Source organism: Methylomonas sp. Kb3 (assembly GCF_002834115.1).
In the GTDB taxonomy this organism is placed as follows: domain Bacteria; phylum Pseudomonadota; class Gammaproteobacteria; order Methylococcales; family Methylomonadaceae; genus Methylomonas; species Methylomonas defluvii.
This window is the reverse complement of the sequence record NZ_PIZT01000004.1, coordinates 113,809-133,854: the sequence shown is the minus strand read 5'-3', so window position 1 is coordinate 133,854 and position 20,046 is coordinate 113,809. Positions and strand designations below refer to the sequence as shown.

Sequence of the window (20,046 nt, the reverse complement as noted above, 5' to 3'; positions counted from 1 at the left end):
GACGTGCCACGTTCAATTAAAAAAGGTCCATTTATAGATCATCACTTGCTTAAAAAAATCGAAGAAGCGGTGAGAGCGAATAATAGGAAACCGATTAAAACCTGGTCTAGAAGGTCAATGATCAGCCCTGATATGCTGGGATTGACTATTGCGGTACATAATGGGAAGCAGCATGTGCCGGTATTGATTTCAGAAAATATGGTCGGGCATAAGCTGGGTGAGTTTTCACCTACAAGGACTTATAAAGGCCATATAGCAGACAAGAAATCAAGATAAGGAGTGAATGTGGAAGTTTCGGCTAAATTAAGTAATGCTCCTCTTTCTGCGCAAAAAGCAAGGCTTGTGGGGGATCAAATACGCGGGTTACCTGTTGAAAAAGCATTGAATTTGCTTAGTTTCAGCTCTAAGAAAGCTGCTGCGATAATCAAAAAAGTTCTAGAGTCGGCAATAGCTAACGCGGAACATAACGAAAGTGCGGACGTTGACGAATTAAAGGTTTCGACTGTATTCGTTAATGAAGGCAGAACGTTAAAGAGAGTTAGCGCAAGGGCGAAAGGACGTGCAAATCACATCCTAAAAAGAACTTGTCACATAACAATTAAAGTAGCAGAGAAATAGAGGTAGCAAATGGGACAAAAGGTACATCCCACTGGGATTCGTCTCGGGATAGTAAAAGATTGGACTTCGAGATGGTATGCAAATAGCCAGAATTACCCTGTATTTCTATTGCAGGATTTGAAGGTTAGAGAATATATCAAACAAAAGTTAGCTCACGCATCTGTTAGCAGGGTGCAAATAAATCGCCCTGCGAATAATGCCAATATTACTGTGCACACCGCTCGTCCTGGGATTGTGATAGGTAAAAAAGGCGAGGATATCGATGTGTTAAGGCAGAGCATATCCGCGATGATGGGGGTTCCTGTCCAATTAAACGTCGAAGAGATTCGTAAGCCAGAGCTTGATGCGTATTTAGTCGCAGAAAGCATAGCTCAACAGTTAGAAAAGCGGATCATGTACCGCCGAGCGATGAAGCGAGCTGTGACGAACACCATGCGTTTAGGCGCTGAAGGCATAAAAATCACTGTTGCTGGCAGGCTAAATGGAGCTGAAATTGCCAGAACGGAATGGTATCGCGAAGGTCGTGTGCCGCTTCATACGTTGCGGGCTGATATTGATTACGGAACAGCTGAAGCGAAAACCACTTACGGAATTATCGGTATTAAGGTTTGGATATTTAAGGGTGAGGTATTTGATATGGATGCTCATGCAGCATCATTAAACGCCGACTCAAAAAAATAGTTGAAGGGGTATATAAGAGATGCTTCAGCCAAAAAGAACAAAATTTCGCAAACAACATACCGGTAGAAATAACGGTACGGCATTGCGTGGTTCGTCAGTGAGCTTCGGGGAGTATGGTTTGAAGTCAGTTAGCCGTGGTAGAATGACCGCCCGGCAAATTGAGGCCGCGAGGAGAGCTATTAGTCGTCACGTGAAACGGGGTGGGAAAATTTGGATCAGAATTTTTCCAGATAAACCTATTACGAAAAAACCATTAGAAGTTCGTATGGGTAAAGGTAAAGGTAGTGTAGAATACTGGGTTGCTCAGATCAAACCCGGCACGATGCTGTTTGAAATTGAGGGTGTTTCCGAGGAATTAGCGCGAGAGGCCTTTGAACTGGCCGCTGCTAAGCTGCCGGTGAAAACTACGTTCTCTACACGGACAATAATGTAATGAAAGCGAAAGATTTAAGAAGCAAAACAAAAGAAGAGTTGAATTCCAATCTTTTGGAGTTGTCTCGCGAACAGTTCAATTTGAGAATGCAAAAGGGAACTGGACAGCTTAGCAAGTCGAGTCAAATTAAGCAGGTGAGGCGAGACATTGCCCGCATTAGTACTATTCTAAGTGAAATGGCAAGAGTATAGATATGAGCGAAAATCTAGATACTGTACGTAAAGTAACTGGTCGTGTTGTTAGTAATAAAATGGATAAGACTGCTTCGGTTTTGGTAGAGCGCCTGGTTAAGCACCCTGTGTACGGAAAGTATATAAAGCGATCCACTAAGCTTCTCGTTCACGACGAAAACAATATATGCCAAGAAGGCGATGTGGTTTCTATTACCTCGTGTCGTCCTGTTTCTAAGAATAAGGCATTCAAGCTGTTGGAAGTCTTAGAAGCTGCCAATAGATAATCAATAATTTTAGTTGGGATTTTAAAAATGATTCAGATGCAAACTAGCCTTGACGTCGCCGATAACAGTGGCGCAAAAAAGGTCATGTGTATCAAGGTCCTTGGAGGTTCGCACCGCCGCTACGCTGGCATTGGCGACATCATCAAGGTGAGCGTCAAAGACGCAATGCCGCGCACTAGGGTTAAAAAAGGCGATGTATATAATGCCTTGGTTGTAAGAACTCGTAAAGGTGTTCGTAGGGCCGATGGTTCGGTTATACGCTTTGACGGTAATGCCGCCGTAATTTTAAATAACCAACTACAACCAATTGGTACTCGTATCTTTGGGCCGGTTACTCGTGAATTAAGAGGCGATAAATTCATGAAGATTATCTCTCTAGCGCCAGAAGTATTGTAGAGGTCCAAAGATGCAAAAGATTAAGCAAGGCGATGAAGTCATCGTAATAGTTGGAAAAGATAAAGGCAAGCTAGGGAAAGTTAGTAAGGTGCTTGAAGATCACAAGATATTAGTCGAAGGTATTAACTTAGTTAAGAAGCATCAGCGAGGTAATCCAAATCTCGGTGTTTCTGGTGGTATTGTTGATAAAAACATGCCAATTGACATTTCGAATGTTGCTTTATTTAATCCAAAAACAAAAAAAGGCGACAGAGTGGGTTTTAGAATTCTTGATGATGGAAAAAAAGTCAGATTTTTTAAATCTACGAACGAAAACGTTGGTCTCTAAGGTAATAAGGCTATGGCTAGACTACAAAGTAAATATAAAACCGAAATTGTTCCTGCTCTGCAGGAGCAATTTGGCTACAAAACAATAATGCAAGTCCCTAAGCTCACCAAAATAACGCTTAATATGGGCGTTGGCGGGGCTATTGCAGACAAAAAGGTCCTGCAGTCCGCTGTTTCTGATATGGAAAAAATATCAGGACAAAAGGCAGTCATTACATTGGCTAGAAAATCAATTGCTGGGTTTAAGATTCGCGACGACATGCCAATCGGTTGTAAGGTTACTTTACGTGCCGATAAAATGTATGAATTTCTGGATAGGTTAATTACGATCTCAATACCTAGAATACGCGATTTTAGAGGCATGAGTTCCAAGAGTTTCGATGGTCGTGGTAACTACTCTATGGGGATTAAAGAACAAATTATTTTCCCTGAAATAGATTATGACAAGATTGATGCGCTCCGTGGTATGGATATTTGTATCACAACAACCGCTAAAACAGATGAAGAAGGTCTAGCGCTGTTGAAATTATTCAATTTTCCATTTAAAAACTAAGGCGTATCGACATGGCTAAAAAATCAATGATTGCGCGCGAAGTAAAGCGTGAAGGCTTGATAAAAAAATATCAGGCAAAGAGAAGTGAATTAAAAGAGATAATTAGGTCTCCGAATAGCTCCTTTGAAGAGAAAGAGAGCGCTCAAGTTCAACTTCAAAAACTACCTAGAGACTCCAGTCAGTCCAGATTGCGTAATAGATGCAATCTGACAGGGCGTCCTCATGGATACTACAGAAAATTTGGTCTTAGTAGAAATAAATTGAGGGAGGCCACAATGCGTGGCGACGTGCCCGGTTTATCAAAGGCTAGCTGGTAGTTCTGTTTAAGTTTTGGAGAATTGAAAAATGAGTATGACAGATCCAATAGCAGATATGCTAACCAGAATTAGAAATGGTCAATCTGCTGGCAAAAAGAGTGTAAAAATCCCTTCATCGAAGTTAAAGCTGGCTATCGCTAAAGTATTGAAAGAAGAGGGATATATTACTGACTTTAAAACCGAAATTACCGGGTGCCATACAGAAATGACCGTTGAGCTAAAGTATTACAACGGGGTTCCTGTTATAGAGAGCGTTAAGCGAGTTAGCCGTCCCGGGCTTAGAATATACAAGTCTAAAGACGAGTTGCCGAAAGTGCTAGGTGGTCTAGGCATAGCCATAGTTTCAACCTCTAATGGTGTGATGACTGATCGCGCTGCGCGTGCTATAGGGCACGGCGGCGAAGTCATTTGCACTGTCTGTTAATTAAAGAGGTATATCATGTCTAGAGTAGCTAATGCGCCTATAACTTTGCCGTCAGGCGTTGATGTAAGAGTTGACGGCAAGCAAATGATAGTTAACGGTAAACTTGGTCGGCTTGCGTTTGATCTGTGCGACGCAGTTGATCTTGAAATCGAATCTAACGTAATCAGAATCAAATGGGACGATAGTGTAAAAGGTGCTAAGGCCCACGCAGGTACAGCTAGGGCGTCAATTAACAATATGGTAAAAGGCGTCTCCGAGGGATTCGTCAAAAAGATGTTGTTGGTTGGGGTCGGCTATAGGGCGCAAGTTAAAGACAATCTTTTAACTCTATCCTTGGGTTATTCAAACCCTGTCGAATATTTAATTCCCGAAGGCGTTACCGTTGAAGCGCCAACGCAAACTGAGTTGCATGTGAAGAGCAGTGATAAGCAGAAAGTCGGCCAAGTCGCATCTGAAATCAGAGCTTTTCGCCCGCCCGAGCCTTACAAAGGGAAGGGTGTGAGAATAGCTGACGAATACGTGGCTAGAAAAGAAGCCAAAAAGAAATAGGTGAAGTGATGGATAAGAAGTCATCGAGATTAAAAAGAGCGTTGAGATTACGCTGCAAAATCAAAAAATTAAATGTAAATAGACTTACCATACATAGAACTTCCCAGCATATTTACGCGCAGGTTCTCAGTGTTGATGGTACGGCTACCCTCGCGGCAGCGTCTACACTACAACCTGACGTAAAGGCGGGTTTGAGTAATACAAGTAATATTAAAGCTGCTACTGAGGTAGGGCGTATCGTTGCTGAAAGAGCGATTGCGGCTGGTGTAACTGAGGTCGCATTTGACCGCTCTGGTTTTAAATATCATGGCCGCGTAAAGGCGTTAGCCGACGCTGCACGTGAAGCTGGCTTGAAGTTTTAGGGGAATAGCATGGCAACAGCACCATCTCAAGGTAGTACAGACGGATTACAGGAAAAATTGGTTTCGGTAAGACGTGTTGCAAAAGTAGTTAAAGGCGGTCGAGTTTTTGGTTTTGCTGCGCTTACGGTCGTCGGTGACGGCGACGGGCGTGTTGGTTATGGCGTTTCAAAAGCAAGAGAAGTGCCTGTAGCGATTCAAAAGTCGCTTGAGCAGGCTAGAAAGAACATGCGCAAAGTAGCGTTGAAAGAAGGTACGCTACAATATTCAATTATGTCTAACACTGGTGCGGCTAAGGTCTACATGCAACCGGCTTCAGAAGGTACCGGAATCATTGCCGGCGGTGCTATGCGCGCCGTATTCGAGGTCGTCGGAGTGCATAATGTACTGGCTAAATGTATCGGTACGAGTAACCCGATTAATGTTGTGCGCGCGACAATTAACGGTTTAACCGCAATGCATGACGCTAAGAAAATCGCAGCGAAGCGCGGTTTATCTGTTGATCAAATAACAGGGTAAAACGATATGAGTGGCAAAAAATTAAGCGTAATGATGACTAAAAGTAAAAATGGCCGCTTAAAAAGTCATCAGCAGTGTTTAAAAGGATTGGGGCTGAGCAGAATCCGGCAGGTCGTTGAGGTTATCGACACGCCTGAAAATCGCGGGATGATCAATAAAATCGCATATATGCTAAAGGTTGAGGAAGTTTAATGTATCTGAACACAATACAATCTGCATGCGGCGCCAGAAAAAAGGCAAAGCGCGTCGGGCGTGGTATAGGATCTACTGATGGTAAAACCTGCGGTAGAGGTCATAAAGGTCAAAAGGCCCGTTCCGGGGGGTTTCATAAAGTGGGCTTTGAGGGCGGTCAGATGCCTTTGCAGCGTAGACTTCCAAAGGTTGGCTTTACCTCCAGAACAAAGAAATTTACTGCCGAGGTTCGTTTGGCTGAAATTGATGCTCTTCAGGCTGATGTTGTAGATATTCAATTACTGATCAGTGAGAACATTATCCCGGTATTTTCAAAACAAGTTAAAGTAGTGAATACTGGAACAGTTACTCGGTCTTTGGTTTTAAAAGGACTTGGCGTTACGGCTGGTGCAAAGTTAACTATTGAAGCTGCTGGTGGCAAAGTCGAGGCTTAAGTGAGTGCTAAAGGAGTTGATGTTGCTGCAGGCACATTTCGGTTTGGTGAGCTCAAGTCAAGATTGTTGTTTGTTTTAGGCGCATTTGTCGTATACAGAATTGGCGCTCATATCCCCGTTCCGGGGATAGATCCAAAAGCGTTATCAATAATGTTTGAGCAGCAGTCGGGTTCTATCTTAAACATGTTTAACATGTTTTCGGGTGGTGCGTTGATGCGTTTGAGCCTGTTTGCGCTGGGTATAATGCCATACATCTCAGCGTCTATTATTATGCAGCTTATGACTATTGTCATACCTGCTATGGAGCAGCTAAAAAAAGAAGGTGAGTCCGGGCGTAGAAAAATTTCTCAGTACACTCGCTATGGCACCGTCGTTTTGGCGATGTTTCAATCGATAGGCATCTCGGTAGCCTTGCAAAACCAAACTGCGGGTGGTCTAGCTGTTGTTATCCAGCCTGGTATTAGTTTCGTTCTTATAACAACGATTACTTTAGTCACCGGTACGATATTCTTAATGTGGCTTGGGGAGCAGGTTACGGAAAGGGGGATAGGCAATGGTATATCGCTAATTATATTTGCCGGTATCGTATCTGGATTGCCTTCCGCAATTGGCGGAACCCTAGAGCTTGCACGTACTGGTGAAATGAATGGGGCGTTTATTGTTGTGTTGTTCGCTTTGTCGATAGTTGTAACGGGTGTTGTTGTTTTTGTTGAAAGAGGGCAAAGACGGATAACCATTAATTATCCAAAAAGGCAGCAAGGCAACAAGGTCTATTCAGGGCAAAGTTCCTTTTTGCCGCTTAAGTTGAATATGGCAGGCGTTATACCGCCCATTTTTGCATCAAGCATTATTTTATTTCCCGCGACAATAGCAGGATGGTTCGGGAATGTTGATGGCTTTTCTTGGCTTCAGGATATTTCGTCGGTGCTTTCTCCCGGTCAGCCTGTGTACGTTCTATGCTATGCGTTGGCTATTGTGTTCTTTTGTTTCTTTTATACCGCTCTGGTTTTCAATTCAAAGGAAACCGCGGAAAACCTTAAGAAATCAGGTGCTTATTTGCCTGGAATTAGGCCGGGGGCTCACACTACCAGTTATATCGATAAGGTAATGACGCGGCTCACTTTGATAGGTGCTGTTTACATCACATTGATATGTTTGTTGCCTGAGTTTCTGATCGTCTATTGGAATGTGCCCTTTTCTTTTGGTGGCACATCTTTGCTTATCATTGTGGTTGTTGTGATGGACTTTATTTCGCAAATGCAGACGCATTTAATGTCGCAGCAATACGAAGGCTTGATGAAAAAAGCCAATTTGAAAAAATCTTAAAATTTCCAGGAGTTTGCCGTGAAAGTACGAGCTTCAATAAAAGCCATATGCAAAAGTTGTAAAGTAATTAAAAGAAACGGCGTTGTGCGAGTTATCTGTAAAGATGGCAGACACAAACAGCGTCAAGGCTAACTTGTTTTTGTGATTTATTTTGCAGGGTGATATAATCCCCTGTTTAACCTTATAGTACTGTTTTTGGAGTATCTGAATGGCTCGTATTGCCGGTATAAACGTGGCTGACCATAAGCATGCGGAGATAGCGTTGACTGCTATCTATGGAATTGGCAGACAAACTGCTAGAAATATCTGCGATGAAGTTGGGGTTCAGCCAACCGTCAAGATTCGAGACCTTTCTGAGGATCAAGTTGAATCTATACGTAAGGTTATTTCTGCGATGACTGTAGAAGGTGATCTTCGCAGAGAAGTCTCAATGAATATTAAAAGATTAATGGATCTGGGTTGTTATCGTGGTATCAGGCATCGCCGTGGTTTGCCATTGAGAGGACAAAGAACCAGAACAAATGCTCGGACTCGTAAAGGTCCGCGCAAGTCAGTTACTAAATAAATACATCTAGATAGGCATTTTTGATGGCAACCCAGAATCGAGTTAAAAAGCGTATTAAGAAAGAAGTAGCGGACGGTATCGTTCATGTCCACGCTTCCTTTAACAATACAATCGTTACTATTACAGACAGAAAAGGTAACGCGTTATCTTGGGCTACATCTGGTGGATCCGGTTTCCGTGGCTCACGCAAAAGCACACCTTTCGCAGCGCAGGTGGCTGCTGAGAAAGCAGGAGCGGTAGCTCAGGAATACGGTATGAAAAATCTGGATGTTATGATTAAGGGCCCCGGCCCTGGTAGGGAATCTGCTGTTCGCTCTTTGAACAGTATGGGGTTCAAAATTTCAAATATCGTGGACGTTACTCCCATACCTCATAATGGTTGCCGTCCACCCAAAAAACGTCGTGTTTAGGATAGTGGAGTAAATTTAATGGCAAGATATCTTGGTCCTGCTTGCAAGCTGAGTCGTAGGGAAGGTACTGATTTATTTTTGAAAAGCAGAGGTAAATCTCTGGAAAGCAAATGTAAATTAGAACAAAGACCTGGTCAACATGGCGCTAAGCGTACAAGGAATTCTGATTATGCTATGCAGCTCCGCGCCAAACAGCGCTTGCGCCGCATATACGGGGTTTTGGAAAAGCAATTCCGGAACTATTACAAAGCTGCTGACCTACAAAAAGGCGCTACTGGTCAAAATTTGCTTGATTTTTTAGAGTCTCGATTGGACAACGTCGTTTACCGTATGGGCTACGCTGCTACCCGGGCGGAAGCAAGGCAGTTGGTATCTCACAAAGCGATTTTGGTAAACGATAGGTTAATTAATATACCTTCATACCAAGTCGCTGCAGGCGATGTAATTAAGGTTAGAGAAAAAGCTAAGAGCCAACAACGTATTAAAGACTCGCTGGTTGTTGCCGAGCAGTATGGCTTTCCAGTTTGGGTAGAAGTTAATTCCAAAGAGATGAGTGGAACATTCAAGTCTGTGCCTGATCGCGTGGATTTAGGCTCTGACATCAACGAGCAGCTGGTTGTTGAGCTTTATTCTAAGTAATAAATAAGTCCAGGATTTAAATTATGCAGAGTTCTATTGTTGGCCTACTTAAGCCTAGACTTGTCGAGGTGATTAACGAATCGGCCAACCACTCGAGAATCGTTATCGAGCCTCTGGAGCGCGGCTTCGGGCATTCTTTAGGCAATGCTTTGAGGCGGGTCATGCTGTCTTCAATTCCAGGTTGCGCAGTTACAGAAATTTCTATCGAAGGCGTGTTGCATGAATTCACCACGATAGAAGGTGTTCAAGAAGATGTCATAGACATCATACTGAACCTTAAGAAACTTGCTGTCGTCGTTCATTCTAAGGATGAAGTGACTCTCACGCTGGCTAAATCGGGTGTTGGTGTCGTAACTGCTCGGGATATTGAACTACCCCATAATGTGGAGTTAGTAAACCCGGATCTGATAATCGCAAACATCAACAATCAAGACTGCTCACTCAACATCAAGATTAAGGTCGAGAGAGGTCGGGGTTATGTTCCTGCCAGTCTGAGGAAAGAGATGAATGACGACGCGCCGGTCGGTGTGTTAATGGTCGATGCCGCGTTTAGTCCTATAGTAAAGGTCGCTTATCATGTAGAAAGCACTCGTGTCGAGCAACGCACTAATCTGGATAGGCTCGTTATAGAATTGGAGACAAATGGTACGGTTGATCCTGAGCAGGCGATCAAATTGGCCGCTTCGATTCTTCATGACCAGTTATCTGTGTTCGTAGATTTTGAAAAAGTTAACGAACAGATACATGAGGAGGTGGCAATTGAGGAAGAGTCGTTCGATCCAGTCTTGCTACGTCCTGTAGATGATTTGGAGTTGACGGTTCGTTCTGCCAACTGCCTAAAGGCGGAAAACATTTTCTATATCGGCGATCTGATTCAGCGGACCGAAGTGGAGTTGTTGAGGACACCTAATCTGGGTAAGAAGTCGTTAACGGAAATTAAAGATATTCTTGCAATTAAAGGTCTGTCATTGGGTATGCGCTTGGAAAACTGGCCACCTGAAAATCTGGCTGATCAATCGCAAGCTGGAATTTGAATATAAGGCATTTGAAAAATGAGACACCGTAAATCTGGAAGACAGTTAAATAAAAATAGTAGCCACAGAAAAGCGCTATTTAGCAACATGGCTTGCTCTTTGTTTAGACACGAGTTAATCAAGACTACGTTACCAAAAGCAAAAGAGTTGCGCGTGATCGCCGAGCCTTTGATTACATTATCTAAAAACGACTCTGTCGCGAAACGTCGTCAGGCGTTCTCTAAGTTGCGTGATAGAGATGTTGTGACGAAATTATTTAACGAGCTTGGTCCAAGGTATCAATCCAGAAACGGTGGGTATTTGAGGATTATTAAGTGCGGATTTCGGCCTGGTGATGACGCACCTATGGCTTACGTCGAGTTGGTAGATAGGCCAGAGCCTGTACAAACTGAAGAATAAATGCCTTAATATTGGGCTTGTAGCGGCAGATTAGCTAGACGGCTTCTCTGCCGTTTTTGTTTGTGTAATGTTCAGCGTTAATTTATATTCCTAGAATATATTTCTTGGTCTGCTTGTTTGGTTTGTTTTTGAAGTCTCTATTGTTTTGCTGTAAGTGGCTTCTGCTATTGCTGTGGTTAATATGCGCCAACTGTCCAGCTTTTGTTGAAAAGCCATCGCTGCATGCGCCGGGCTTGTAGAGGGTAATCGGTGGTACGTAAACCGATCTGTGCATATATAAGGTTGAACATGCTTTTGAAAGGTTTTTTCTGCAGTTAAGCCATTAAAGAATATATGCGTAATATAGGGGTGGTTTAGGAAAAATCCTGGAAAATCATTCGTAACAATACTGTTTTTGTCTATTTTTGCATCGAGACTGCTGTTGTGCCGATGGCATGACTTAACTACATCCCATAGTGCAATGCCGGCTAATTTGATTGATTCTATTCTCGCTAAGTATGAGCTACTAGGATTGAGTTCCAGAAGTTCGGTTATGATAGGCCAAAATTGATTCTGTGGATGCGCGTAATATCGATTAGCCTCCAGTGATGCTTTTCCAGGGATGCTGCCCAGAATCAAAACTGTTGCATCCGGTGAAGAGGCCGCTGAGAAGCTTGTTATTCGGTTCATTCTGCCAGAATGTGATCGGGTTTCATTGAGTGTTCGGTAAACTTGCGGGCACTAGTTTTATAAAATGCCCAATACGTCTAATACTCGGCAGCAATATGCATGCTCATTGTCATGCATTAAAGATAGGCCGAGATGGTGGCCTTGGCTGACAGTCAGATGATGCATCAACAATATTGAGGAATATTGGGTTTCCATATAGTCGATGCTAGCCTTTTGATGGCCCCATGCGCCATAGTCACAATGAATAATTCCTGCTAATTGCTTGTTGGCGTAGTCTTCAAACAGTTCTACACATTCTTCTAGTGACGTTTTCCTAGAAAGAGTGGCTGTTAAATCAATAACTGAGACAATTGCAGTTGGCACTCTGTAGGACATAGCGTCCAATTTGCCTTCCAGTCTTGGTAATACCAATGTCGTGGATTTACCTACGTTCGTGCTGGTTGGGATAATGGAAGACGCGCACCCACGGCCAAGTTGGGATGATGCGTGATAACCATCCAATACACGTTGATCTGAAAGTTGCGGATGGATAGTGATGGCTCGGGCGAAATTGATGCCAATGTGCTTATCAAGTACATGACAGATAGGAACCAGAGCATTACCCGTGCAGGTACTGGCAGAGATGACGTCATGGTGTAATGGATCGTACGCCGAATGATTTACTCCGAATACCACACTGATATCGCAACCGCTGACATTCCAAGTGCAAAGGATTTTTTTAGCGACTTCCTGCGTTATCAATGAGCGGAAATCATGGATCGTGGCGGTGCCCGTGGCGTCAAATAATACATCAAGATCAAATTGGCGCAATACTTCCCAGCTGCCGTCATCGGGCGAACTACGGCGCCGGTCTACCTTCTGATAGCGAACTCTTTTGCCGTCTATGATTAAATCGTCGCCATCGCAATCTACATTAAATGGGGGGCGGCCATAGGTGCTATCGTTTGCTAATAGGTAAGCAACGTGATCGATAGCCATTACGTCACAGACTACACGTATATCGAATCTGCCGCCTTTTTCTTGTGCGAAATTTCCTCTTAATACCCCGCGACCAATTCTGCCTAAACCCACGATCCCAATGTTAAGGCTCATTGTTGAAAATCCCCGCTTCGATAGTGCTTTGCGTAGAAACGCCAATTTCTCCTGTGGTTTGGAGAGGCCGCTGGTGTTGATTTGTGGTCATGGCGTTGGTTTCGTTATTATTTTCATGATAAGGAGCAGCAATGCTGAAAAACTAGAGCAACAAGCCGGACAAGTCAAGGCAAAGCAAAATATAACGAACGGGGTTGCGTTTGTTTGGGTAGAGGCCATAGATTTGGGATTGGCCTAAAAGGGGGTTATTGAGGCTCGTCTTCAGATGTAACAAATTTTTCTGATAAGCGTAATAGCACAAATAAGGCGCCTGTGCCGCCAGACCTAGGGGGCGCAGAGCAAAACGCCAGGACATCTTTATGTTGGCGTAGCCAAAGGTTTATATCATTTTTTAAAACGGGTTGATTGTCCGTAGAGTTGTACCCCTTGCCGTGAATGATTTGTACGCAGCGATAACCGTCTTCAACGCAATAGTGTAAAAATCGTAATAGTTGCTGTTGTGCATCTCGGCTACTTAAGCCATGTAAATCTATATCGGCATCCAGGCCGTAATATCCCTTCCGAAGTTTTTTGATGACGCTTTTTTGCATGCCTGGCACCAGGAAGGCGATCTTGTCTTCTTGGAACAGGGTCTCCAAGCTACCCTCAACATCTTTTTGTAACGGATCAACCTGCTCGAGTGGCTTAAATGAAGGTATTGGCCGCGGTTTCTTATCAGGCTTAAGAATAACGGTATTGGTGTCTATGGTCTGGACTTTGCCGATCGAGTTTCGAAACAAGAGGACATCGTCTGCGGAAGTGGTTTTTTTTGTCACGTAAGCTGCTGGTTTTGCGCTTTTTTTGCTACTATGCGTGAATTTTAAAGCGTTTCACGGCAGTATGCACATACTAATCAGCAACGACGACGGTTATTTAGCGCAAGGCATCAACACATTGGCCGAAGCTCTGCGTCAACACGCCAACGTATCAGTAGTGGCGCCAGATAAAAACCGGAGTGCCGCAAGCAATTCTTTAACCCTGGATATGCCTTTGCGCGCCACTCAATGTGAAAACGGTTTTGTCAGGGTGGATGGTACGCCGACGGATTGCGTTCATCTGGCGATTACAGGATTATTGGCGAACGAACCGGATATGGTATTCGCCGGTATCAATCATGGCGCCAATCTTGGCGACGATGTGCTTTATTCTGGCACCGTGGCTGCGGCTACCGAAGGGCGTTTTCTTGGGCTGCCTGCGGTGGCTATCTCTTTAGCATCCAGCGACCCTAAACATTTCGATACGGCGGCACATGTGGCTGTGACAATAATGCAAAAAATCCTCGCTCATCCCTTGCCGGAAGACACTTTGTTAAACGTCAACGTGCCTGATTTACCGATTGCTGAATTAAAAGGTTATCAATCTACCCGACTCGGGCAGCGACACAAAGCGGAACCAGTAATACGTTCCCATGATCCGCGGGGGCAGGTTATTTACTGGGTGGGACCGCCCGGCAGCGAACAAGACGCCGGGCCAGGTACCGATTTTGATGCGATAAGAAACGGATACGTGTCCGTAACGCCGTTACAGTTGGATTTAACGCGATATGAACGATTAGAGGGATTGAGCGAATGGCTGGCAATGGAGGCGCTCGTATGAGTAGACGCATCCAGGGTATAGGCATGACTTCTCGGCGGACCAGGGAGCGGATGATTTCTCGGCTGCGCGAGCAAGGCATCTATAACAGTAAAGTCCTGGCGGTAATGTCTGACACACCTAGGCATATTTTTGTCGACGAAGCTTTGGAGAGTCGTGCTTATGAGGATACTGCCTTACCTATCGGCCACAATCAAACTATATCGCAGCCGTATATCGTCGCCAAAATGACGGAATTGCTATTGGAAAAAGGTCCGCTGCTCAAAGTACTGGAAATTGGTACGGGTTGCGGCTACCAAACCGCAATATTGTCGAAGCTGGTAGCGCAAGTTTATTCGGTGGAACGGATTGCGCCGTTAATGAAAAAAGCCCGGGATACCCTATGGGAGTTGGGTATCAAGACTGTGGGTTTTAAGCATAGCGATGGTGGCTGGGGCTGGCCGGAGCACGCGCCATATGATGGGATTTTAGCTGCAGCCGCGCCGGCGGAAATTCCGGAAGCCTTACTTGAGCAAATGGCTGTGGGGGGCGTGATGGTGATTCCGGTCGGGCTGGAAGGGATGCAGGAATTACATCGGGTAACCCGCACCGAGCACGGCTTTGAGGATGAAGTAATAGAGCGGGTCAGTTTTGTCCCGTTTTTATCCGGCGTCAGTCAATAAATTTTAATCGTTTTATCGCGCCGGTTTTATTAGCCAATTGGCGTGTCCGGCGCGACAGTGGTGAATTGGCTAGAAATTCAGAAGCTGCTTACGTTTGCTGGCAATAAAACCCAATAAAGCAGGGCCGAATAACCAAACGGCGGAAGGAACCGGCACTGCGGTTACCGAAACTTGCCAGCCCACATCTTTCAGCGCGGCGAGGTCGAGTTGCGTAAATACTTTGCGCGTGCCGACGCGCAAAGTAGGGTCCATGGCGGCTTCTTGCTCAATTCCGTTTACCGTGCTTTTGGTGCCCTCTAACCAATGAACCTTATCGCCCTCCAGTGGTACATTGCCGCCATAAGCCGCTACCGCATTGGCACCGGTAAAGCCGGAGCCAGTGGCTTGATTATCCCACGAGTCCGAACTGCCTAGGCCCAATAAGTGGCCTAACTCATGCAGTGCCACCGAATAAAAATCATTACCGGTAAATGTCTCGGTGGTAGAAAGATCCGTGTCGAAATACCAGTTTGCCGAACTGCTGAAGGTCAATTGACCACCCCATGGCGCAAAATCAGTTGCTGACGGGCCGGTCGTATTTGACTGTCCACGTTGTGCTGCGTTGGTCAAAAAATCTTGGGTGCCACTGACGTTGTAACCGCCATAGCCGCCGTAACCCAGGTTGCCTGCTCCCATGGCTTGTCCGCCAACAAACACTGTCAGTGTGTCGGCTGCCACGCTGAAATTGCTCAGAGTCGTGCTGGCGCCGGTATCAGGACGTTGAAATACCGCGCTGAAATTATTGATGCCGCCGGATGTAATCGCAGTCAAGCTGTCGGTTAAGATACCTCCCAAAAACCCGCCTGCGGCATCCAGGATGTCTCGTCTACTTGCGTTGCTGCCGGAGAAAAAGCCGCCGTCGTAGGTGTAGTCGAAATTGATGACGACTGCCTCTGTTGATTGGCTGGCGGCCAGCAACACGACGCCGGCTAATGCGGAAGGTTTAATAAGCATGAATTTAACTCGTTCAAGTTGGTTAATAATTGCTGCGGTGCCTGGTCTTGATTCAGACTCGACTACTTTACAGCGCTAGATCTTGTTCTCGGTGGGCGCATTCAGTAATGCAATGCACTGATGGTTGCCGTAGGCGGAAAGTAACATCGCAAACATTAGGCGCGCAAGCATTTTATTCGAAACACATCGAAAGATTGTTGTTTGTGGAAATTTATTTCACCCGGCAACCACGGCTTGGATAGTGCTATCTAGAAAAACGAGAGTGTTCGATCAGAAAGCCGACTAAAATAGGCGCTCGCGCGCGCCTGCTTGAATACTTGTCAGGCTGCCCTACATAATTAGAATAAACATACTAAGTCCTTTTGAAAAACTACACTGCTACTTATTCGGTCGGAATCGATCTAGGTACCACCCATACGGTGGTCGCTTACTCCGATATAGGCGACCCTGCTAAAGCTATTCACTTGTTCGAAATTTCTCAGTTGATCGCGCCAGGCGAAGTGAGTGCCAAGCCACTATTGCCGTCGGTGCGATACCATCCCGCGCCAGGCGAAATAACGGAAGAAGCCGGATTTTTGACTCAGGAAAAAGGCGCTGTGCTTGGTGAAGCAGCGCGCTTGCTGGGTGCAAAGTCGCAAGGTCGATTGGTTACCAGCGCTAAAAGCTGGTTGTCGCACACTTCGGTCGATCACAGCGCGGCCATTTTGCCCTGGGGTAGTGACGAATCGGTATTTAAAATCTCGCCGCTGGAAGCCAGTGCTAGTTATTTGCGACATGTCTGCGCCGTTTGGGAGCACCGTTTTCCCAAAGCACCACTTGCGCTTCAGGAAGTGGTGATTACGGTGCCGGCCTCCTTTGACGAGTCCGCGCGCTCCTTAACATTGGAAGCGGCCAAGATGGCCGGCTTGAGCGGTGTAAGATTGCTGGAAGAGCCGCAAGCGGTTTGTTACGACTGGCTGCGCCGGCATGCCGGTACCATCAAATCCAGTCTGGCCGATAGGCGCTTATTGCTGGTTTGCGATGTCGGTGGTGGTACTACCGATTTGACCTTGATCAAGATTGAGCAGGGGGTTGACGAGCCTAAGCTGACGCGCATAGGTGTCGGCGACCACTTGATGTTGGGGGGCGACAATATCGATCTGGCTCTGGCGCATTTAGCGGAAAGCCGCTTGCGAACCGGCGATAAAAAACTCTCGACTGCCGATTTATCGCAATTGCTGGAGCAATGCCGGATCGCCAAGGAACAGCTATTAGCCGACGACGCGCCCGAGCAGGTTGCCATAACCTTGTTGGGTGGCGGCTCCAGGTTGATTGGCGGCACAAAAAGTACGTCGCTGAGCAAAGAAGAGGTTAAGCAAATTGCATTGGATGGCTTTTTACCCATGTCCGGTTTGCAAGACCTACCGGATAGGAAGCGTAGCGGCGTAGTGGAGTTTGGCTTGCCTTACGCGGCGGAGCCGGCTATCAGTAAGCATATTGCCGCCTTTTTGCAAATGCATGCCCAGGCTGCGCAAATGGCGTTCAGTGGAACGGGCACAGAGCATCAAATAGTCCCCGACGCCTTATTACTGAACGGCGGCGTGTTTCGCAGTCCGGCCATGGTGCAACGCTTAATCGATTTATTAGCCGGTTGGCGCGGCGGGCACCCCCCCTTATTGCTGGATAACAGCCATCCGGAATTGGCGGTGGCTTACGGCGCGGTCAGTTATGCGGTTGCCCGCCGAGACAAGAAGTTGAAAATCGGCGGTGGCGCCGCCCGTAGTTATTTTCTGCTGGTTGATGCCGCGGCCAAAAGTGGTGATGGTAAGCCTGGGGGGCATGGCGTTTGTATCCTGCCGAAAGGAAGCGAGGAAGGTCATGAGATTTTGTTAAGTGATCGGCAATTCGCTCTCCGGGTGGGCCAACCGGTACGTTTTCATTTGTTGTCGAGCAGCGGAGACGGAACTTACCAGCCCGGCGCAATAGTCGAGCTGGATGACGAGCGCTTCCACAGTCTGCCGCCGTTGGCAGTGGCGTTCGAAGGCCAACTGAAAACCGAAGTGGCGGTGCAATTACTGGCGACATATACCGAAGTCGGTACTTTGCAATTGCAGTGCGTAGCGGTGGCAGACTCCAACCAGCGTTGGGATGTAGAGTTTCAAATTCGCAAAAAAGCCCAAACAGCCGTCAATGCCGAATTACCTAGTCAATTGCCGCAAGCGCTGGAGAAAGTCCAGGCCGTATTCGGAGCCAAATCCAAACAAGTCGATCCACAAGCGGTAAAAACCTTGCGCGCCGATCTGGAAAACGTTCTTGCGGCACCGCGAGGCGCCTGGCAAACCCCGTTGTTGCGCGAGTTGTTTACGGCCTTATTGGAAGGCAGTAAATATCGGCGGAGGAGCGAACAGCACGAACGCCTCTGGTTAAGTCTAGCCGGTTTTTGCTTGCGCCCAGGCTTTGGTTATCCGCTCGACGATTGGCGGGTAGAGCAACTCTGGAAGCTGTATTCGGAAGGGCTGCAGTTCGTTAACGAAAAACAAAACTGGGCCGAATGGTGGACCTTATGGCGGCGCGTTGCCGGCGGCTTGAATGCCGATGCCCAGCAACGCATCTTTAACGACATCGCCAAATTCATCAATCCGGCTGCCGCGCGCCAGCCGGGTGTCGGCAAGCAACTGGCTACACGAGGTTACGAAGATATGGTGCGACTGGCGGCGGCACTAGAGCGGTTGAACCTTGTCGATAAAATTCAATTGGGCAATTGGCTGTTAAAGCGCCTGGAAAAAGCCGGAGAGCCTGAACAGAGTTGGTGGGCGGTCGGACGTATCGGCGGGCGGATTCTGTTTCACGGCAACAATCATCAGGTCATTCCAGCGGAGACTGCCGAAATCTGGCTGAAACAGCTATTGAAAGCTGATTGGAAAAAGCTAACCCAGGCCGCCTTTGCCGCCACCTTGTTGGCTAGACGCTGCGACGACCGGGCTCGGGATATCGACGATAGCCTGCGAGCGCAGGTGATCGACAAGCTCAAACAAGCTAAATCCCCTGTGTCGTGGGTAGACATGGTTGCCGAATTCAAACAACTGGATGAACAACAGGAAAAGCAAGTCTTCGGCGAAGCGCTGCCGCCGGGCTTGAAACTAATTGTTTAATGCTAAGCTTTGTGATGCCGATATAACAATCAACAGCGGCACGTTACCTGAACCGGTTATTGGCATAGAAATCGCTTTATCCGGTTCAATAGCGGTTTTTCACTCCGAAAGCACATTAAACGACAAAAACATGGCAGACAAATACGGCATAGACAGTCATAAACTGGTGTATCACCCGCAGCGAGTGGCACAGTGGTTGGACGGCAGGCACGATTGGCAGCAAGCGAAAGCCGTGTATCCTATCTACATGGAGGTCTCTCCGGTAGGTGCCTGCAATCACCGCTGCACGTTTTGCGCAGTGGATTACATCGGATATAAAGCGCAGCGTCTGGATGTCAAAATTTTGGCGGAGCGTTTGGCTGAGATGGGTAGGCTTGGTGTGAAAAGCATCATGTACGCCGGTGAAGGCGAGCCTATGTTGCACAAGGAGATTAATGACATTGTCAAATGGACTTTCGACGCCGGTATCGATGTGTCTTTCACTACCAACGGCACCTTGATGAACCAGCGTTTTGTCGAGCAATCCTTGCCGCTGGTGTCTTGGATTAAAGTATCGCTAAATGCCGGTAGTGCCGAAAATTACGCGGCCATTCATCAAACCAAGGCGTCCGATTTTGACTTGGTGCTGAACAATCTGCGTCGTGCGGTCGACCATAAAAAAACCCGGCAATTATCCTGCGCTCTGGGAGCACAAATTTTATTGTTGCCGGAAAATCAACATGAAGTAACCACCCTGGCAAAAATCTGCCGCGAAATCGGTTTGGATTATCTGGTCGTCAAGCCGTATTCCCAACATCTATTCAGCGAAACCCGCCGCTACGAAGCCTTGCGATACGACAATCTACTGGGAATGGCCGAGGAACTGGCCCAATTCAACGCCGATGGCTTTAACGTGGTATTTCGCGAACAGACCATGAAGAACTACAGCCAGTCGGAAACCGAGCGTTACAAAACCTGCCACGCCACGCCTTATTTTTGGGGCTATATCATGGCTGACGGAGAAGTGTACGGTTGCAGTGCCTATCTCACCGATCAACGCTTTGCTTACGGCAATATCCATCAGCAGTCTTTCCAAGCCATCTGGGAAGGCGAGAAACGCCGGCAGAACTGGCAGTACATCACCCAGGACTTGGATATTAGCCAATGCCGCAAAAATTGTCGGATGGAATCGGTTAATCAATATTTGGACAAACTCACGGCCAACCAGCCGGCCCATATCAACTTTATCTAGGACG

At 46.5% G+C, this 20,046-nt stretch carries 32 protein-coding genes; 28 read left to right on the top strand and 4 right to left on the bottom strand.

Annotation, left to right across the window (positions count from 1 at the left end):
- Nucleotides 1–3 precede the first annotated feature (3 nt).
- From rpsS to rplQ, 23 genes are all read left to right on the top strand, one after another.
- Nucleotides 4–276, top strand: coding sequence for a 30S ribosomal protein S19 (rpsS, locus tag CWO84_RS03590; RefSeq protein ID WP_084153316.1), 273 nt, complete (start codon nucleotides 4–6; stop codon nucleotides 274–276).
- Between the two features lie 9 nt (nucleotides 277–285).
- The gene (gene rplV / locus CWO84_RS03585; protein WP_033157220.1) at nucleotides 286–618 is read left to right on the top strand and encodes a 50S ribosomal protein L22; all 333 of its coding nucleotides are present in this window, start codon (nucleotides 286–288) and stop codon (nucleotides 616–618) included.
- Nucleotides 619–627: 9 nt separating this feature from the next.
- Nucleotides 628–1,299 (top strand): 30S ribosomal protein S3, encoded by a 672-nt coding sequence (gene rpsC, locus CWO84_RS03580; protein WP_033157219.1) that lies wholly within the window; start codon nucleotides 628–630, stop codon nucleotides 1,297–1,299.
- Nucleotides 1,300–1,318: 19 nt separating this feature from the next.
- Entirely contained in the window at nucleotides 1,319–1,732 is a 414-nt protein-coding gene (rplP, locus tag CWO84_RS03575) for a 50S ribosomal protein L16 (RefSeq protein ID WP_033157218.1), read from the top strand.
- Nucleotides 1,732–1,923 carry a 50S ribosomal protein L29 gene (gene rpmC, locus CWO84_RS03570; RefSeq protein ID WP_033157217.1) on the top strand — a complete coding sequence of 64 codons (192 nt, stop codon included), beginning with the start codon at nucleotides 1,732–1,734 and terminating at the stop codon, nucleotides 1,921–1,923. Before rplP ends, rpmC begins: the two co-directional genes overlap by 1 nt.
- Before the next feature lie 2 nt (nucleotides 1,924–1,925).
- A complete protein-coding gene (rpsQ, locus tag CWO84_RS03565) occupies nucleotides 1,926–2,189 on the top strand; it encodes a 30S ribosomal protein S17 (protein ID WP_033157216.1) in 264 nt (87 codons plus the stop codon).
- 27 nt (nucleotides 2,190–2,216) lie between these two features.
- Complete coding sequence (gene rplN / locus CWO84_RS03560; RefSeq protein WP_013820378.1) at nucleotides 2,217–2,585, top strand: 50S ribosomal protein L14; 369 nt, start codon at nucleotides 2,217–2,219, stop codon at nucleotides 2,583–2,585.
- A 10-nt stretch (nucleotides 2,586–2,595) separates the two neighbouring features.
- Complete coding sequence (gene rplX, locus CWO84_RS03555; RefSeq protein WP_033157215.1) at nucleotides 2,596–2,913, top strand: 50S ribosomal protein L24; 318 nt, start codon at nucleotides 2,596–2,598, stop codon at nucleotides 2,911–2,913.
- Between the two features lie 12 nt (nucleotides 2,914–2,925).
- Nucleotides 2,926–3,465, top strand: coding sequence for a 50S ribosomal protein L5 (gene rplE / locus CWO84_RS03550; protein ID WP_033157214.1), 540 nt, complete (start codon nucleotides 2,926–2,928; stop codon nucleotides 3,463–3,465).
- An 11-nt stretch (nucleotides 3,466–3,476) separates the two neighbouring features.
- A complete protein-coding gene (rpsN, locus tag CWO84_RS03545) occupies nucleotides 3,477–3,782 on the top strand; it encodes a 30S ribosomal protein S14 (protein ID WP_033157213.1) in 306 nt (101 codons plus the stop codon).
- A 28-nt stretch (nucleotides 3,783–3,810) separates the two neighbouring features.
- Nucleotides 3,811–4,206, top strand: coding sequence for a 30S ribosomal protein S8 (gene rpsH, locus CWO84_RS03540; protein WP_033157212.1), 396 nt, complete (start codon nucleotides 3,811–3,813; stop codon nucleotides 4,204–4,206).
- 15 nt (nucleotides 4,207–4,221) lie between these two features.
- Complete coding sequence (gene rplF, locus CWO84_RS03535; RefSeq protein WP_033157211.1) at nucleotides 4,222–4,755, top strand: 50S ribosomal protein L6; 534 nt, start codon at nucleotides 4,222–4,224, stop codon at nucleotides 4,753–4,755.
- A gap of 5 nt (nucleotides 4,756–4,760) precedes the next feature.
- Complete coding sequence (rplR, locus tag CWO84_RS03530) at nucleotides 4,761–5,117, top strand: 50S ribosomal protein L18 (protein ID WP_269468522.1); 357 nt, start codon at nucleotides 4,761–4,763, stop codon at nucleotides 5,115–5,117.
- A gap of 9 nt (nucleotides 5,118–5,126) precedes the next feature.
- The gene (rpsE, locus tag CWO84_RS03525; protein WP_020484817.1) at nucleotides 5,127–5,633 is read left to right on the top strand and encodes a 30S ribosomal protein S5; all 507 of its coding nucleotides are present in this window, start codon (nucleotides 5,127–5,129) and stop codon (nucleotides 5,631–5,633) included.
- A 6-nt stretch (nucleotides 5,634–5,639) separates the two neighbouring features.
- A complete protein-coding gene (gene rpmD / locus CWO84_RS03520; RefSeq protein ID WP_020484818.1) occupies nucleotides 5,640–5,825 on the top strand; it encodes a 50S ribosomal protein L30 in 186 nt (61 codons plus the stop codon).
- Nucleotides 5,825–6,259 (top strand): 50S ribosomal protein L15, encoded by a 435-nt coding sequence (rplO, locus tag CWO84_RS03515; protein WP_033157209.1) that lies wholly within the window; start codon nucleotides 5,825–5,827, stop codon nucleotides 6,257–6,259. The genes rpmD and rplO overlap by 1 nt, the downstream gene beginning before the upstream one ends.
- Nucleotides 6,260–7,585 carry a preprotein translocase subunit SecY gene (gene secY, locus CWO84_RS03510; protein ID WP_033157208.1) on the top strand — a complete coding sequence of 442 codons (1,326 nt, stop codon included), beginning with the start codon at nucleotides 6,260–6,262 and terminating at the stop codon, nucleotides 7,583–7,585.
- Nucleotides 7,586–7,603: 18 nt separating this feature from the next.
- Nucleotides 7,604–7,717: a 50S ribosomal protein L36 gene (gene rpmJ, locus CWO84_RS03505; protein ID WP_081607976.1), complete on the top strand. Its 114-nt coding sequence runs from the start codon at nucleotides 7,604–7,606 to the stop codon at nucleotides 7,715–7,717.
- Nucleotides 7,718–7,793: 76 nt separating this feature from the next.
- Nucleotides 7,794–8,150: a 30S ribosomal protein S13 gene (gene rpsM, locus CWO84_RS03500; RefSeq protein WP_020484821.1), complete on the top strand. Its 357-nt coding sequence runs from the start codon at nucleotides 7,794–7,796 to the stop codon at nucleotides 8,148–8,150.
- 23 nt (nucleotides 8,151–8,173) lie between these two features.
- Entirely contained in the window at nucleotides 8,174–8,560 is a 387-nt protein-coding gene (gene rpsK, locus CWO84_RS03495) for a 30S ribosomal protein S11 (protein ID WP_020484822.1), read from the top strand.
- Nucleotides 8,561–8,578: 18 nt separating this feature from the next.
- Nucleotides 8,579–9,199: a 30S ribosomal protein S4 gene (gene rpsD / locus CWO84_RS03490; protein ID WP_033157207.1), complete on the top strand. Its 621-nt coding sequence runs from the start codon at nucleotides 8,579–8,581 to the stop codon at nucleotides 9,197–9,199.
- 23 nt (nucleotides 9,200–9,222) lie between these two features.
- Entirely contained in the window at nucleotides 9,223–10,233 is a 1,011-nt protein-coding gene (gene rpoA, locus CWO84_RS03485) for a DNA-directed RNA polymerase subunit alpha (RefSeq protein ID WP_033157206.1), read from the top strand.
- A gap of 18 nt (nucleotides 10,234–10,251) precedes the next feature.
- Nucleotides 10,252–10,632 carry a 50S ribosomal protein L17 gene (gene rplQ, locus CWO84_RS03480; protein ID WP_033157205.1) on the top strand — a complete coding sequence of 127 codons (381 nt, stop codon included), beginning with the start codon at nucleotides 10,252–10,254 and terminating at the stop codon, nucleotides 10,630–10,632.
- 90 nt (nucleotides 10,633–10,722) lie between these two features.
- Here rplQ and CWO84_RS03475 read toward each other — a convergent pair whose 3' ends face one another.
- Nucleotides 10,723–11,301, bottom strand: a complete 579-nt coding sequence (locus tag CWO84_RS03475; RefSeq protein WP_101051805.1) for a DNA-deoxyinosine glycosylase — start codon at nucleotides 11,299–11,301, stop codon at nucleotides 10,723–10,725.
- A 57-nt stretch (nucleotides 11,302–11,358) separates the two neighbouring features.
- Nucleotides 11,359–12,393 (bottom strand): glyceraldehyde 3-phosphate dehydrogenase NAD-binding domain-containing protein, encoded by a 1,035-nt coding sequence (locus CWO84_RS03470; protein ID WP_101051804.1) that lies wholly within the window; start codon nucleotides 12,391–12,393, stop codon nucleotides 11,359–11,361.
- Between CWO84_RS03470 and CWO84_RS24105 the strand changes: the two genes are divergently transcribed.
- Nucleotides 12,380–12,631 (top strand): hypothetical protein, encoded by a 252-nt coding sequence (locus CWO84_RS24105; protein ID WP_133120641.1) that lies wholly within the window; start codon nucleotides 12,380–12,382, stop codon nucleotides 12,629–12,631. The two genes, CWO84_RS03470 and CWO84_RS24105, sit on opposite strands and share 14 nt — an antisense overlap.
- A gap of 7 nt (nucleotides 12,632–12,638) precedes the next feature.
- On the opposite strand, the gene CWO84_RS03465 is transcribed toward CWO84_RS24105, so the two are convergent.
- Nucleotides 12,639–13,208, bottom strand: a complete 570-nt coding sequence (locus CWO84_RS03465; protein WP_101051803.1) for a Smr/MutS family protein — start codon at nucleotides 13,206–13,208, stop codon at nucleotides 12,639–12,641.
- Nucleotides 13,209–13,272: 64 nt separating this feature from the next.
- Between CWO84_RS03465 and surE the strand changes: the two genes are divergently transcribed.
- Both surE and CWO84_RS03455 read left to right on the top strand, forming a co-directional pair.
- Nucleotides 13,273–14,028, top strand: a complete 756-nt coding sequence (gene surE / locus CWO84_RS03460) for a 5'/3'-nucleotidase SurE (RefSeq protein WP_033157202.1) — start codon at nucleotides 13,273–13,275, stop codon at nucleotides 14,026–14,028.
- Entirely contained in the window at nucleotides 14,025–14,687 is a 663-nt protein-coding gene (locus CWO84_RS03455) for a protein-L-isoaspartate(D-aspartate) O-methyltransferase (RefSeq protein WP_101051802.1), read from the top strand. Before surE ends, CWO84_RS03455 begins: the two co-directional genes overlap by 4 nt.
- Nucleotides 14,688–14,756: 69 nt before the next feature.
- Here the strand turns inward: CWO84_RS03455 and CWO84_RS03450 are convergent, their stop codons facing one another.
- Nucleotides 14,757–15,680, bottom strand: a complete 924-nt coding sequence (locus CWO84_RS03450; protein ID WP_101051801.1) for a matrixin family metalloprotease — start codon at nucleotides 15,678–15,680, stop codon at nucleotides 14,757–14,759.
- 362 nt (nucleotides 15,681–16,042) lie between these two features.
- Here CWO84_RS03450 and CWO84_RS03445 point away from each other — a divergent pair, with 362 nt between their 5' ends.
- Both CWO84_RS03445 and CWO84_RS03440 read left to right on the top strand, forming a co-directional pair.
- A complete protein-coding gene (locus CWO84_RS03445) occupies nucleotides 16,043–18,811 on the top strand; it encodes an Hsp70 family protein (protein WP_033157199.1) in 2,769 nt (922 codons plus the stop codon).
- Nucleotides 18,812–18,941: 130 nt separating this feature from the next.
- The gene (locus CWO84_RS03440) at nucleotides 18,942–20,042 is read left to right on the top strand and encodes a radical SAM protein (RefSeq protein WP_033157253.1); all 1,101 of its coding nucleotides are present in this window, start codon (nucleotides 18,942–18,944) and stop codon (nucleotides 20,040–20,042) included.
- The last annotated feature ends 4 nt before the right edge of the window (nucleotides 20,043–20,046 follow it).

Excerpts from the sequence above, each read along its gene's own strand:
- rplP (WP_033157218.1), top strand. The coding sequence starts at position 1,319 with ATGCTTCAGCCAAAAAGAACAAAATTTCGCAAACAACATACCGGTAGA.
- rplO (WP_033157209.1), top strand. The coding sequence starts at position 5,825 with ATGTATCTGAACACAATACAATCTGCATGCGGCGCCAGAAAAAAGGCA.
- CWO84_RS03440 (WP_033157253.1), top strand. The coding sequence starts at position 18,942 with ATGGCAGACAAATACGGCATAGACAGTCATAAACTGGTGTATCACCCG.
- rplN (WP_013820378.1), top strand. The coding sequence starts at position 2,217 with ATGATTCAGATGCAAACTAGCCTTGACGTCGCCGATAACAGTGGCGCA.
- rpsC (WP_033157219.1), top strand. The coding sequence starts at position 628 with ATGGGACAAAAGGTACATCCCACTGGGATTCGTCTCGGGATAGTAAAA.
- rpsD (WP_033157207.1), top strand. The coding sequence starts at position 8,579 with ATGGCAAGATATCTTGGTCCTGCTTGCAAGCTGAGTCGTAGGGAAGGT.
- CWO84_RS03475 (WP_101051805.1), bottom strand. The coding sequence starts at position 11,301 with ATGAACCGAATAACAAGCTTCTCAGCGGCCTCTTCACCGGATGCAACA.
- CWO84_RS24105 (WP_133120641.1), top strand. The coding sequence starts at position 12,380 with ATGTTAAGGCTCATTGTTGAAAATCCCCGCTTCGATAGTGCTTTGCGT.
- rplF (WP_033157211.1), top strand. The coding sequence starts at position 4,222 with ATGTCTAGAGTAGCTAATGCGCCTATAACTTTGCCGTCAGGCGTTGAT.
- rplE (WP_033157214.1), top strand. The coding sequence starts at position 2,926 with ATGGCTAGACTACAAAGTAAATATAAAACCGAAATTGTTCCTGCTCTG.
- rpmC (WP_033157217.1), top strand. The coding sequence starts at position 1,732 with ATGAAAGCGAAAGATTTAAGAAGCAAAACAAAAGAAGAGTTGAATTCC.
- rpsH (WP_033157212.1), top strand. The coding sequence starts at position 3,811 with ATGAGTATGACAGATCCAATAGCAGATATGCTAACCAGAATTAGAAAT.
- surE (WP_033157202.1), top strand. The coding sequence starts at position 13,273 with ATGCACATACTAATCAGCAACGACGACGGTTATTTAGCGCAAGGCATC.
- rpmD (WP_020484818.1), top strand. The coding sequence starts at position 5,640 with ATGAGTGGCAAAAAATTAAGCGTAATGATGACTAAAAGTAAAAATGGC.
- CWO84_RS03450 (WP_101051801.1), bottom strand. The coding sequence starts at position 15,680 with ATGCTTATTAAACCTTCCGCATTAGCCGGCGTCGTGTTGCTGGCCGCC.
- rpsN (WP_033157213.1), top strand. The coding sequence starts at position 3,477 with ATGGCTAAAAAATCAATGATTGCGCGCGAAGTAAAGCGTGAAGGCTTG.
- rplX (WP_033157215.1), top strand. The coding sequence starts at position 2,596 with ATGCAAAAGATTAAGCAAGGCGATGAAGTCATCGTAATAGTTGGAAAA.
- rplQ (WP_033157205.1), top strand. The coding sequence starts at position 10,252 with ATGAGACACCGTAAATCTGGAAGACAGTTAAATAAAAATAGTAGCCAC.
- rpsQ (WP_033157216.1), top strand. The coding sequence starts at position 1,926 with ATGAGCGAAAATCTAGATACTGTACGTAAAGTAACTGGTCGTGTTGTT.
- CWO84_RS03455 (WP_101051802.1), top strand. The coding sequence starts at position 14,025 with ATGAGTAGACGCATCCAGGGTATAGGCATGACTTCTCGGCGGACCAGG.
- rpsM (WP_020484821.1), top strand. The coding sequence starts at position 7,794 with ATGGCTCGTATTGCCGGTATAAACGTGGCTGACCATAAGCATGCGGAG.
- CWO84_RS03470 (WP_101051804.1), bottom strand. The coding sequence starts at position 12,393 with ATGAGCCTTAACATTGGGATCGTGGGTTTAGGCAGAATTGGTCGCGGG.
- rpsK (WP_020484822.1), top strand. The coding sequence starts at position 8,174 with ATGGCAACCCAGAATCGAGTTAAAAAGCGTATTAAGAAAGAAGTAGCG.
- rpsE (WP_020484817.1), top strand. The coding sequence starts at position 5,127 with ATGGCAACAGCACCATCTCAAGGTAGTACAGACGGATTACAGGAAAAA.
- rpoA (WP_033157206.1), top strand. The coding sequence starts at position 9,223 with ATGCAGAGTTCTATTGTTGGCCTACTTAAGCCTAGACTTGTCGAGGTG.